This is a genomic window from Sphingobium sp. (genome assembly GCF_041987595.1).
GTDB lineage: Bacteria > Pseudomonadota > Alphaproteobacteria > Sphingomonadales > Sphingomonadaceae > Sphingobium.
Genome location: NZ_JBHIWJ010000121.1, coordinates 1 through 11,608 on the forward strand (window position 1 = coordinate 1; position 11,608 = coordinate 11,608).

General features: G+C 64.2%; 12 protein-coding genes and 1 pseudogene. 2 read left to right on the plus strand and 11 right to left on the minus strand.

What is annotated here, in order from left to right:
* The 7 genes and pseudogenes from ACFC3J_RS19985 to ACFC3J_RS20015 form a co-directional block, all read right to left on the minus strand.
* Positions 1 to 373, minus strand: a pseudogene (locus tag ACFC3J_RS19985) (oxidoreductase); the annotation flags it as partial.
* A gap of 101 nt (positions 374 to 474) precedes the next feature.
* Complete coding sequence (locus tag ACFC3J_RS19990) at positions 475 to 1,701, minus strand: acyl-CoA dehydrogenase family protein (RefSeq protein WP_206377303.1); 1,227 nt, start codon at positions 1,699 to 1,701, stop codon at positions 475 to 477.
* A gap of 4 nt (positions 1,702 to 1,705) precedes the next feature.
* The gene (locus tag ACFC3J_RS19995) at positions 1,706 to 2,338 is read right to left on the minus strand and encodes a TetR/AcrR family transcriptional regulator (RefSeq protein ID WP_066563041.1); all 633 of its coding nucleotides are present in this window, start codon (positions 2,336 to 2,338) and stop codon (positions 1,706 to 1,708) included.
* Positions 2,335 to 3,147 (minus strand): SDR family NAD(P)-dependent oxidoreductase, encoded by an 813-nt coding sequence (locus ACFC3J_RS20000; RefSeq protein WP_066563040.1) that lies wholly within the window; start codon positions 3,145 to 3,147, stop codon positions 2,335 to 2,337. The genes ACFC3J_RS19995 and ACFC3J_RS20000 overlap by 4 nt, the downstream gene beginning before the upstream one ends.
* On the minus strand, positions 3,144 to 4,313 hold the full coding sequence (locus ACFC3J_RS20005; protein ID WP_066563038.1) for an NAD(P)/FAD-dependent oxidoreductase: 1,170 nt from the start codon (positions 4,311 to 4,313) through the stop codon (positions 3,144 to 3,146). The genes ACFC3J_RS20000 and ACFC3J_RS20005 overlap by 4 nt, the downstream gene beginning before the upstream one ends.
* Positions 4,314 to 4,327: 14 nt before the next feature.
* A complete protein-coding gene (locus ACFC3J_RS20010; RefSeq protein ID WP_375197786.1) occupies positions 4,328 to 4,903 on the minus strand; it encodes an aromatic-ring-hydroxylating dioxygenase subunit beta in 576 nt (191 codons plus the stop codon).
* Between the two features lie 28 nt (positions 4,904 to 4,931).
* Positions 4,932 to 6,317: an aromatic ring-hydroxylating dioxygenase subunit alpha gene (locus tag ACFC3J_RS20015; protein ID WP_066563031.1), complete on the minus strand. Its 1,386-nt coding sequence runs from the start codon at positions 6,315 to 6,317 to the stop codon at positions 4,932 to 4,934.
* Positions 6,318 to 6,416: 99 nt separating this feature from the next.
* On the opposite strand from ACFC3J_RS20015, the gene ACFC3J_RS20020 reads away from it, so the two are divergent.
* Positions 6,417 to 6,623 carry a ferredoxin gene (locus tag ACFC3J_RS20020; RefSeq protein ID WP_066563029.1) on the plus strand — a complete coding sequence of 69 codons (207 nt, stop codon included), beginning with the start codon at positions 6,417 to 6,419 and terminating at the stop codon, positions 6,621 to 6,623.
* A 115-nt stretch (positions 6,624 to 6,738) separates the two neighbouring features.
* Positions 6,739 to 7,887, plus strand: coding sequence for an NADH:flavin oxidoreductase (locus tag ACFC3J_RS20025; protein WP_375197787.1), 1,149 nt, complete (start codon positions 6,739 to 6,741; stop codon positions 7,885 to 7,887).
* Positions 7,888 to 7,917: 30 nt separating this feature from the next.
* On the opposite strand, the gene ACFC3J_RS20030 is transcribed toward ACFC3J_RS20025, so the two are convergent.
* The 4 genes from ACFC3J_RS20030 to ACFC3J_RS20045 all read right to left on the minus strand — a co-directional run.
* Positions 7,918 to 8,643, minus strand: coding sequence for an SDR family oxidoreductase (locus ACFC3J_RS20030; RefSeq protein ID WP_375197788.1), 726 nt, complete (start codon positions 8,641 to 8,643; stop codon positions 7,918 to 7,920).
* Between the two features lie 22 nt (positions 8,644 to 8,665).
* Positions 8,666 to 9,667 (minus strand): NADP-dependent oxidoreductase, encoded by a 1,002-nt coding sequence (locus tag ACFC3J_RS20035; protein WP_375197789.1) that lies wholly within the window; start codon positions 9,665 to 9,667, stop codon positions 8,666 to 8,668.
* The gene (locus ACFC3J_RS20040) at positions 9,660 to 10,109 is read right to left on the minus strand and encodes a nuclear transport factor 2 family protein (protein ID WP_226869704.1); all 450 of its coding nucleotides are present in this window, start codon (positions 10,107 to 10,109) and stop codon (positions 9,660 to 9,662) included. Before ACFC3J_RS20040 ends, ACFC3J_RS20035 begins: the two co-directional genes overlap by 8 nt.
* A 126-nt stretch (positions 10,110 to 10,235) precedes the next feature.
* Positions 10,236 to 11,608: PQQ-binding-like beta-propeller repeat protein (locus ACFC3J_RS20045; protein ID WP_375197790.1), on the minus strand; the 1,373-nt coding region annotated here is incomplete at its 5' end.

Genomic DNA, 11,608 nt, shown 5'->3' on the forward strand with positions numbered 1-11,608 from the left:
TCCGCGCCTCTTCCAGCGGGATCAGTGCGCCGGTGCCGGAGATGGCGAGGGCGATCAACTGGTCGTCCGAAAGGCCGTCGGGGGCAGGCCAGATTTCCTCTTCGGCCACGAGCGTGCGTTCCGCGATGGCACCGAAGGGCGCTCTGCTATGGCCGAAATAGACGCGCCTGCCGTCATCCAGGCGCCCGACACCCTCGCCGCCCGGCACATAGGGCGCGCTGACGGGGCCGAAAAAGCCCTTCGCGCGCATGAGGTCGGTGGGGCCGATTCCGGCCGCCGCAACCTCTATGACGCGACAGCCGGGCTGGGCGGCTGGCTCGGGATGATCGGCCAGCGCGAAGCCGCCATCGCTGTCGATCAGGGCGGTCCGCATGGCGTTCCCCTATGGTCGTGATGGATGCGGCCGGGCCGCGGAGGAAGGAGGGTTGCCCATTCTTTCGACCGGGCAACCCTCCTTTCGATGGCTTATCGACCTCAATAGGCGCCCGGCGGCGAGATCGGATCGGCGCCGGTCAGGTTGCGGCCATAGATTTCATAGCCGATGGTCGGGATATTCTGGATATGCCGCAGCGCCATCGAAATGTCGCGCCAGTAGCGGTTGATCGGCTTGTCCAGCGCAAAGCCAGAGGACCCGGCCTGGAACATCAGCGATTCGCTGGCGCCATGAACCAGTTCGATCATCTGCGCGCCGCCTGCACGCTGCCTCGCCTTCTCCGCAAGGGTGAATTCCTCGCCCAGACCGACGCGGTCCAGCTTGGCGGTCAGGTCGAACAGGATCAGCTTGGCGGTATCGATCATCGCTGCCGCTTCGCCCAGATCGCGCATATAGGCGCCCGAACTGGTGCGCGGGCCGATGATGGTCGTCAGCACCGGCTTCTTGGGGGCCTCGGCGGTGACGATTTCCAGCATGGCCTCAACCGCGCCGATCAGCTGGGCGATGCCGGTGGTGCGGACGACGGGCACGGCGGGCAGCAGATCGGAGGGGGCGCCGAAATGGCGCTTCGTCCGGTCGATCTGTCCGGCGCGCTCATCCATGAGCACCATCTGGGCGTCGGGGATGAAAACATCCTTGGCGACCGCCGTGTCGGACCCGGTGCCCTGCATGCCGGAAACGAACCATGTGTCTTCGATGGTCATGCTGTCCATCGGCAGATAGCACATGCTGATGCCGGGAACGACGGGACCGTCATATCCTTCCAGCACCACGCCCTGCTGCGCCCAGTTCGACTGCCGCGAACCGGACATATAGGGCCATTTGCCGTTGATGATCCAGCCGCCGTCGACCTTGCGCGCCTTGCCGGGAGGGTTGTAGGCGCCGCAGACCGACTGCGGACTGCCGCCGAACACCGCGTCCTGCACGCCATCGGGCGCGAGGCTGGTGATCCAGCTCGTTCCGTTGACGATCTGGATCACCCAGCTGATAGCGGGATCGCCCTTGGCGATTTCCATCTGCACCCGGCAGAAATCCGTGGGGGAGAGGCCCATGCCGCCCAGCCGCTGCGGCAGGAGCATACGCAGGAATCCTTCTTCCTTCAGCATCTTGTCCACGGCGGGGGTAGGATTGCGCCGCTTCTCGCCCTCGGGCGCCTCGCTTTGCAGGAAGGCGCGAAAGCCGCGCGCTTTTTCCACCATCGCGTCAGCGACAGCCTTTTCGGCAAAGCCGCACTGGATTTCATTATCCACCTTGGGGGCAGTAGCCATCAGTTCATCCTTTCTTATGTTCGCTATGGTGCCCGGCGATCTGCAATGCCCATTCGCACAACCGATCGGGCGCGCTGTTCCAGATCGCCAGCCACTCCGGAGTGGCGGGAATGATGAGAGTGCTCAGTTGCAGGCGGACCATCGTGTCGCAGAACGCGTCCCGGTTGATCCGGCTGTCGATGAGCATGTCGAAATAGTCGAGTACCGGATCCAGCGCACGCTGGACCGCGGCCTTATGGCGACCGAAATGGCTGCGCAGGAAATTGAGATGGAAGGCCGGTTCGACCTCGAAAATGCCTTCGGGCGAGCGTTCGATCGTGAAGCGGCCGTAAAAACGCATCACCGCGCGGAAGCGCTCGATCGGCTCAACAATGCTTTCGCCCGATTCCACAATGCCCTTTTCGAAGCTGCTGCAGATATATTCGCTGAAGGCCGCCAGCACTTCCTCCTTGGAGGCGAAATAGCGGTAGAGCGTGCCGCGCGAGACGCCGCTGCTCTCGCTGATGTCGCTCATCGACAGGCGGCGCGCGCCAATAGAGTTGATCGCGCGCAACGTGCCGTCCATGATCTTCTGGACGCTGCCCGATTGATCGGTGGCGACGATTTCGTTCCAGTCGGCGTGCGGCATCAGTTTCATGTCTGGGCTTCCATCTCTGCCAGATTGTGCGGAACGCTCACATAGCCCGGCAGATGCTGACCGCCATCCACATTGATCAACTCGCCATTCACAAAGCGCGACATTTCCGACGCGAGGAACAGGACGACCGGGCCGATATCCTTTTCCGGGTCGCCCGCGCGCTTGAGCGGGTTGCTGGCGGTCGCCATCTCAAGAAAGCCGGGGACGTTTTCGGCTAGGTCCGCAAACACCTGCCCCATGCCGGTCGGCGCGATGGCGTTGGTGCGGATGTTGAACCGGCCCCATTCGACCGCCGCGGTCCGGGTAAGCCCGAGAATCGCGCCCTTGTTCATATTATAGTCGGCGTGAAGCCATGCGCCGGTCTGGGCGTCGATCGAATAGAAATTGATGATCGAGCCGCCGCCGCGCGCCTTCATATGCGGGAAGGCGGCGCGCATGGCCCACCAGCTCCCCCAGGTGCCGATCTCCAGTGTCCGCTGAAGCATCTCGTCCGTTTTCTGCTCCAGCAGCACATTGGGCGAAAGCTGCGACGCATTGTTGACCAATATGTCCAGCCCGCCAAATTCGCTGACGGCGCGATCGATCATCGCCTCCACTTCGGTCTTGACGCCCATGTCGGCCGACATGCCGACGGCGCGGACGCCGAAGCTTTGCGTGATTTCCGCCGCGACGGTTTCAGCGGCGGCCCCGTCCCGGCCGGTGATCAGCAGATGCGCGCCTGCCTCTGCAAGGCAGCGGGAAATGCCGTAGCCCAGCCCCTTGGCGCCGCCGGTGACGATTGCGACCTTGTCCTTCACCAATCCCGTCACGCTACCGCTCCTGTCATCTGCTCGCTCAGGGCACGGTCCATGTCCATGCGTTCCTGGCAATAGTCTTTTGTGAAAACATAGCCGCGGATCGCCCCGTCCGCGTCGTGATAATGATATTTGATGCCGCGCTCGTCATTGGCGATTTCCTGCCACTGTCCTTCCACGCCCATGGGCGCGGGCAGCAGGACGACGGGATAGGCGGTGGTCTTGACCTGTACGGACAGCGGCGGGAAGCGGATATCCGTCGGCGTGCCGAGCGCGCTGGGCGCGATGGCGCGGGCGGCGGCCATGATCGGGGTCACATAGGCCGCCAGTCCCTGCGGATATTCGGCGCAATCGCCGATCGCATAGATGGCGGGATCGCTGGTGCAGCCCGTCTGATCGACCTTGATGCCGCGCGCGACCTCCAGCCCTGCCTCCTGTGCGAGCTGGATATGCGGACGCAGCCCGACGGCGGAAAGAACCGCCGCCGCCTCGATCACCAAGCCGTCGTCCAGTTCGGCCCTGATCCCGCTTTCGCCCTTATGGATGGCCAGAACCTTGCGGCCCAGATGCCATTCCACGCCCTTTTCGGACAGCGCGTCGCGGATCATCTGGCCGACGCCTGGCGGCACGAGCTGGGCCAGGGGATGGCCGAGCATGTCGACGACCACCGGCTGATAGCCGCTTGCGGAAAGGTCGTTGGCGAATTCGGTGCCGACAAGGCCCCCGCCCATGACGAGCACGCGGGCGCCATCTGGCAAGGCCTCCCGAAAGTCGCGATAATTGTCGAGATTGTTGACCGCGAGCGCGCGGTGCGCGGCGTCCCCGTCGATCGGCGGCCGGACCGGATCGGCGCCCATCGCCAGCACCAGCCGGTCGTAGAAGATCGGCCCGCCGGTGGTCAGAACGGCCTTGTCCTGCCGGTCGATCGCTTCGACGATACGGCCGGCCCGCAGGTCGAGCTTCAGCTGCGCGACCATCTTTTCCGCCGGCGTGGTGATCAGCGTATCGGCAACCTTGCCCTTGGCGAGCGCGGTCGACAAAGCGGGCTTGGAATAGAAATGCCCGTCATCCTGCGTGACCAGCGTCAGCCGGGCGTCCGGCGCAAGCTTGCGAAGCTCACGCAGGACGCCATAGCCGGCAAGGCCGCTGCCGACGACCACGATATGCGGGGTTTCCGTCACCGAAGCCGCTCCGGTCAGAGGAAGATGGCGAAGTTGGACATGCCGAGCGTCGACTGGTCGACGATGATTTCGCGGCTCGCCAGCTTGTACGCGCCGTCGACCAGCCGCCAGATGTCGCGGCGTTCGGCGCTGATCGTCTCATTCTCCGGATTGTCCATGCGGCTGCGCTCGACATAGAGGTAGCTCACAACCTCATATTCGCCGGTCGTTTCGCTTTCGGCGATGCGGACATTGGTGACGAAGCGGCGCGTGCGCGACGGCGGATCTTCGGCCCAGGCGCTCTTCGCCAGACGGCCGGTCCGCATCAGGATCGAGCCGTAATTCTCGTCGAAATGCTTCATCGTGCGCACCACGTCCCGGTCCTTGTTCGGACCGTTGCGGGTGAGGCGGAGGGGAGCGGTGTAGCTCAAATCCTGTTCCAGATAAGCCACCCAGTCGTCGAACCGGCGTTCGTCGAGCGCGGCGGCTTCGTCATAGAGGGTTTCGAGCAGGCGGTTATAGACTTCCGACCCGAGCGGCACTCGCTTGGTGGAGACAAGACCGCGCAGGACGCTGGTCTTGTCGATGGCGGCGGTCGCGTAGTTCACCATGATATCTGTCCTCTCTCGTCGCCGCGGCTCAGGCTTCGGCCATCAGATTATAATAGGCCATCCACCAGGCCCATTGCGTGTCGTCCTTGGTGAAGCCGGGATAGAGATCGCCGCCGCCGACCCAGCCTTCGGGACGCTCATGGCCGTGCAGCGCCTGATATTTGAGCGTGATGGTCTTGCTCATATGGCCACGCGAATTGCGCATGATCTGCGGCCAGGTGTCGGCGTCGTCCTGCTCGATCGTACCCGACGTGCCGGTCGACCAGATGGCGTTCTGGAGCATGTCGCGCTTCACATCTTCCGGCGCGTCCTTTTCCGCGAAGATGAAGTTCACGAACTCCACCTTGTCCGGCCCCTTGGGGACATAGGTGTGCAGCGACAGGGCGCCCGAAGCGCCGCCATCCGTGCGGGGCGCGAAGATGAAGGCGATCAGTATGTTGGGGAACATGCCGCCGACCTGGGGCGGGATGTTCGCCAGCTGCTTGACCTGATCTTCCGACAGATTCTCGAACAGCTGAGGGATCAATTCCTTGGTGATGCCGGGCGGCGGCAGCAGATGCAGCCGTTCTTCCGTGGTTTTTCCCTCGAAGCTGACGTCTGCGAACATCTTGAAGGTCTGCGCCGCTTCCAGGCAACGCAGCGTGTGGCCCTGCGGCACAGAAAGGTCGACGCCATACATGCCCGGCGCGGTGTCGTAGATCGACTCCGCGGTGCCGCCCATGATCCCGCCTTCCATCAGCGAACGGTGCAGCGTCAGGGTGTGGAAGCCGTCCGAGCCGGATTGTTCGCCGGGGATCTTCCAGTTGCACGGCAGCACGAAGCGCTGGGGGGGGCCAAGCATCTCAAGGCCATTGTCGGTGCGGCAGAAAAGCTGATCGAGGTAGAATTTGGCGTCGCCCAGATAATCCTCGAACGACAGATCTTTGTTCCAGGTGGCGAAGATCAGGCCGCCATAGAGATGGACGCGGGCCTTTTTGAGGCCCAGCTCGTCCTTCGAACGCTTGTTGCCGTGCATCTGCTCCTTTTCGATCGGCGCGCCGATGAAGCTGCCGTCCGCGCGGAAGGCCCAGCCATGATAGATGCAGCGATGGGCGTGGGCATTACCCGCTTCCGCCGTGCAGACCTTCATGCCGCGATGGGGGCAGACGTTCAGCATGACGTGGATTTCGCCGCTGCGGTCGCGCGAGACGATCACATTATCTTCCGCCATGTCGCGCATGACATAGTCGCCCGCCTTGGGAATTTCCGACTCATGGCCAAGGAGCAGCCAGGTGCGCGCGAAGATGCGCTCCATCTCCAGCTCATAGAGTTCCTTGTCGTTCATCACCCGCAACGACACTTCGTTCATGTCGCGGTCGATGAGGTCGTCAAGCGTCGTTCCGTCGCTCAGCGTCAGCCCGGCATTGTGCAGCATCTTGCTCTCCTGGAGGATTTCCTTGATTGAGTCGTGTTATACATATTGAACTAAATCTGTTCAAGGTGTAATGTGTCTTTAATAGGAAGGAGAGGCTGGATGAGCCAGAAACTGAAAGTTGTGATCGATAAGGCGGCCTGTTGCGGCTATGGCGTTTGCGCCGAGATATGCCCCCAAATTTACAAGCTCGACGCCAATGGTATCGTGTATGTGGACGACGAGATCGTCCCCGAAGGACTGGAGGAACTGGCCCGGGAAGGGGCCGAAGCCTGTCCGCAGTCCGCCCTTGCCATCGAAGAAGTCTGAAGTCGGCGTGACCATGCGCGGGTCCGGGGGGGCGGATATCCTGTCGCTCGATAGGTTTTTGGCGCTCGTTCCCTGCGGCACGGTCGTTTGACAGGCAGATGAGAGGATCGCGTTGATGGGGCAGGCCGAGATTTTATATACACCGTTCACGATCGGCTCGCTTCACCTGCGCAATCGGTTCGTGATGGCGCCGATGACGCGGAATTTCTCGCCGGGCGGCATCCCCTCGGAAGGGGTGGCCGGCTATTATCGGCGGCGTGCCGAAGCCGATGTGGGGCTGATCATCACCGAAGGGGTGGGGGTCGATCATCCCGCCGCAGTGGGACGCGAAACCATGGGCGGCGGCGCTTCGCCCGTCCTGCATGGCGAGGAAGCGCTGGCGCGCTGGCGCGACATCGTGGCCGGCGTGCATGACGCGGGCGGCCTCATCATCCCCCAGCTATGGCATCAGGGCGTCATTCGCGTGCCGGGCACGGGCTATCATCCCGATGCGCCGTCAGCCCGTCCGTCCGGCATCTGGGGCCCGACCGACAAAGCGATCGTGCCGCCCGATTATCTGGAACAGGTGCGCGCGCCCACCGCGCCGCTGACCGACAGCGAAATCGGCGACCTGATCGCCGCCTTCGCCCGCAGCGCGGCCAATGCGAAGGCGGTGGGTTTCGACGGCGTGGCCCTGCATGGGGCGCATGGCTATCTGATCGACAGTTTTCTGTGGCGCCACACCAATATGCGGGAAGATCGCTGGGGCGGCGGGATTGCCGAGCGGGCGCGCTTCGCGGTCGAGCTGGTGCGGGCGATCCGGGCCGCGACCGCGCCCGATTTTCCGGTCATCTTCCGCTTCTCCCAGTGGAAGCTTCAGGATTATGAGGCGCGCAATGTGGAAACGCCCGGCGAACTGGAAGCGATGCTGGCTCCCTTGGTCGAGGCGGGGATCGACATATTCGACGCGAGCACACGCATCTTCACGGCACCGGCCTTCGAAGGCTCCGACATGGGGCTGGCGGGTTGGGTCAGGAAGCTGACCGGCAAACCGACCATCGCGGTCGGCGGCGTGGGCCTCAGCAAGGATTTGCAATCCTCCTTCGCGCAGCCGACCGTCATGACCGACAATCTGGCGCTGGTGGCCGACAGGATGGCGCGCGGCGAATTCGACCTGATCGCGGTCGGCCGCGCGCTGCTGATGGATGCCCAATGGGTGGCCAAGATGCGCAATGGCGGCGACGTCAATCCGTTCCGGCTGGACGCCTACGCCACGCTGGACTGATCGCCGGACACTCCGGCTCCGGCCGGGGCGTTAATGGCTGTCCGCTGCGGCATAGACCTGGATGCGGGCGATGTTGGTGCGTTCGGACTGCTGCGCGATGACCGCGACGGCGTCGGCGATGTCGCTGGGCAGCATCGGCGGGATGAAGCTGTCCCAGGACGGTTGCCCCCTGGCCTTCATATCCTCGAAAATCTCGGTGCTGGTCGTGCCGGGCGCGACAATGCCGACCTTGACGCCCGACCCGGCGAGTTCGACCCGCAGGCAGTCGGTAAACGCTTCCAGCGCGCGCTTGAGGCCGCCATAGACACCCACACCGGGGGCGGTGATGTTCGCGCCGATGCTGGATATGTTGATGATCTGGCCCCTGCCGGCCGCCTTCATCGTCCGCGCGAAAAGGGTGCTGGCGCGCACCACCGCTTCATAGTTGATCGCGATCATCGGGCGCAACTGATCGAGGTCGAACGCGTCGATCGGCGCGGCGTGCAACATGCCGGCATTGTTGACCAATATGTCGGCCCGGCCGAAGCGGTCGAGGACGAAATCGTGCAGCCTTTGCGGCGCGTCCGGGTCCGCCATGTCGGCGGCAAAGGCCGTGCTGCCGCGGCCCAGTTCCTCTGCCAGTTCGGTGAGGCGGTCGGCGCGGCGGGCGACCAGCACCAGGGTCGCGCCCGCTGCCGCAAGCGCGCGGGCGCTGGCCGCGCCGATGCCCGACGATGCGCCGGTGACGATGGCAATCTGCCCTTCCAGATGATCCATGACGTGACTTCCTCTTTCCAGATCAGATAAGACGGATCAGCCTCTTGCCGTCATTTTCGCCGCGATAGAGACCAGCGAGCGCGTCGGGGCAGGATTCGATGCCGTCCAATATATCCTCGCGCCATGTGAGCCGGCCCTGCGCGATCCATGTCCGCAATTGCGCTGTCGCTTCGGCATAGCGATCGGCATGGTCGAAGATGACGAAGCCTTCCATACGGGCGCGTTTGACCAGCAGATGGCGTTCGACGCGCGGCCCGGTGGGCCATGGCTCCCAGCGGTCGATCGATGCCGTTCCGCACACGATGACGCGCCCGCGCTGTGCCAGATGCGGCAGAACCGAGTCGCTGATCGCGCCCGCGACATTGTCGAAATAAATGTCGATACCCTTGGGCGCATGCTCGGCGATCGCCGCGCTTATGTTCCCGGCGCGATAATCGATGGCGCAGTCATAGCCATACTCATCCACGCAGCGTCGCGCCTTGACCGGCCCGCCCGCGATGCCGATCGTGCGGCAGCCAAGGATGCGGGCGATCTGGCCGACGGCCGAACCGACCGCGCCGGCCGCCGTGGATACCGCGATGGTCTCGCCCGCGCGCGGCTGGCCGATCAGGGTAAGGGCCAGATAGGCCGTCATGCCGTTGATGCCCAGAATGCCGAGCGATGCCCGCATCTCCGGTGCGGTGGTGCGCTGGACGACCTGATCGGCTGCGACGCAGGCATAGTCCTGCCAGCCGAACCAGCCGGACACATGCTCTCCCACCGCATAGTCGGGATGTGCGGAGGCCACGACCTCGCCCACGGCAAGGCTGCGCATGACCGAACCGATGGCGACGGGCGCGGCATAGTTGCCCGCATCGGCGATCCAGCCGCGCATCGCCGGTTCGATCGAAAGATAGTGATTGCGCACCAGAATCTGACCCGGCGCAGGCTGTTCGACCGGCGCGTGCCGGATCGCGAAATTTTCCGCCTGCGCGATTCCCGACGGGCGGGAGGTCAACAGAACCTGGCGGTTGAGATCAGCCATCCAGCCCCGCCTTGACCATGGTGAATTTCCGGCGGGAAATCTTCCAGCCGTCCGAGGTGCGGACCAGGCAATCCTCATAATAGCCCGCCGCGCGATGGGTCACGCCGCCCTGGGTCGCCTCCGGCAGGAGCGCATCGACATAGCTGCGCGCGTGCACCTCATCGTTGCGCTTCTCTATCACGATATTGGTGATCCGGTGCAGCGTCGGCCCCATATGGCGGTGGGCGTCGGCCATATATTCGGCGATTTCGCGCGGGCCGCGCCAATGCCCGAAACTGCCGTAATCGGCCTCGCAATCCTGCGCGAAGCAGGTCCGGAACAGCGGCCAGTCACGCGTGTCGATGCCGGTGGCGTAGCGCAGCAACACATGTTCGATCGCACGTTCATCATCGGCGCCGACGGGCAAGCGTCTCACCAGACTGCCATGTGCGGGCATGTTCATCCTCCCCTAGTTTCGGCTGAAAACATAAAGAGGCGACGGCTAAACTTGCCCGCCAAAGGATAGGATCGACTGTCATCTTCCGGCGATTTATGACCCCGACAGGCGCAACCGCTAACGGGTCCGCTTCTATTTCCGTTCGGGCAGGGTATAGGCGATCAGCTGGTCGCTCGCGCCCGACAGCATCGCGCCGTGCCCGCCCGCCGCGATCACCACGAACTGGCGCCCGCTCGCGTTCGACCAGTAGGTGGTGGGAGAGGCATTGCCGCCGGCGGGCAGTCGCGCCTTCCAGAGCAGCCGGCCGGTCGTCGTCTCATAGGCGCGGAACATATGCTCCTGCGTCGCGCCGATGAAGGTGACGCCGCTCGCGGTCGCCACCGACCCGCCGATATTGGGCACACCCATGGGAATCGGCACGAAGGTTGGCAGGGCCAGAGGGCCGCTGTCGCGCGAGGTGCCGAATATCCTGCTCCACACCAGTTTGCCGGTTTTGAGGTCCACCGCGTTGATGCGGCCATAGGGGGGCTGCTGGCACGGAATCGCAAGCGGGGAGAGGAAGGGGGCGATATGGGCGGCATAGGCCACGCCCCTCTGGGCGACCGGGCCACCGACATCGCTCATATGGGCGGCGTTCATCGGTCTGATGCCCTGCCGGTCCGCAACGGCTCTGGGGATCAGGCGGTTATAGTTGCCGACCTGGTTGTTGTTCACGATCATCAACCCGCGCCGGGGATCGACCGATACTCCGCCCCAGTCGATCCCGCCGAGATAGCCGGGCCAGGTGAGAGTGGGATGCTCGGTCGACAGCGGCGTCATGTCCCCGTCGAAGCGGGCCTGGCGGAAGCGGATGCGGCACATCGCCTGATCGATCGGCGTGAGGCCCCACATGCCCTTTTCTGTCGGACGCGGCCCGCCGAAACTGGGCATGCCGACCGAATAAGGCTGGGTCTTCGACAGGCGTTCGCCGGGAACGACGCCCTGCGGGACGGGGTGTTCCTCGACCGGCAACAGGGGCTTGCCGGTCGCCCGGTCGAGGAAGAATATCTCCCCGCGCTTGGTCGGCTGGAGCAGGCCGCGCACGCCGCCGGGAAGATCGACCAGCGTCGGCTGGGCGGGCACATCATAGTCCCACAGGTCATGATGGGTCGTCTGGAAGGACCAGCGCACCGCCCCGCTCTCCGCATCCAGCGCCAGCACGGCACTGGAATAGAGGTCATCATTGACGGTGCGATGCCCGCCGAAATAATCGGGCGTTGCATTCCCTGTCGGCACATAGACGAGGCCCAGCGCTTCGTCCGAGCTCATGGGCGCCCAGCTATTGGGCGTGCCCGGCGTAAAGACGCCGCCGCGCGGCGGCAGCCCGTGATCGTCGGGGCGACCGATGTCGAAGGCCCAGGAAAAAGCGCCCGTGACGGCATCGAACGCCCGGATGACGCCGGAAGGCTCCCTGATTTTCTGACCATCCATCACCCAGCCGCCCAGAACGAGGCGGCCGCGCACGA

What these genes read in the sequence shown, in the direction of transcription:
- ACFC3J_RS19990 (WP_206377303.1), bottom strand. Translation starts at nt 1,701, where the DNA reads ATGGCTACTGCCCCCAAGGTGGATAATGAAATCCAGTGCGGCTTTGCC.
- ACFC3J_RS19995 (WP_066563041.1), bottom strand. Translation starts at nt 2,338, where the DNA reads ATGAAACTGATGCCGCACGCCGACTGGAACGAAATCGTCGCCACCGAT.
- ACFC3J_RS20010 (WP_375197786.1), bottom strand. Translation starts at nt 4,903, where the DNA reads ATGGTGAACTACGCGACCGCCGCCATCGACAAGACCAGCGTCCTGCGC.
- ACFC3J_RS20015 (WP_066563031.1), bottom strand. Translation starts at nt 6,317, where the DNA reads ATGCTGCACAATGCCGGGCTGACGCTGAGCGACGGAACGACGCTTGAC.
- ACFC3J_RS20020 (WP_066563029.1), top strand. Translation starts at nt 6,417, where the DNA reads ATGAGCCAGAAACTGAAAGTTGTGATCGATAAGGCGGCCTGTTGCGGC.
- ACFC3J_RS20025 (WP_375197787.1), top strand. Translation starts at nt 6,739, where the DNA reads ATGGGGCAGGCCGAGATTTTATATACACCGTTCACGATCGGCTCGCTT.
- ACFC3J_RS20030 (WP_375197788.1), bottom strand. Translation starts at nt 8,643, where the DNA reads ATGGATCATCTGGAAGGGCAGATTGCCATCGTCACCGGCGCATCGTCG.
- ACFC3J_RS20035 (WP_375197789.1), bottom strand. Translation starts at nt 9,667, where the DNA reads ATGGCTGATCTCAACCGCCAGGTTCTGTTGACCTCCCGCCCGTCGGGA.
- ACFC3J_RS20040 (WP_226869704.1), bottom strand. Translation starts at nt 10,109, where the DNA reads ATGAACATGCCCGCACATGGCAGTCTGGTGAGACGCTTGCCCGTCGGC.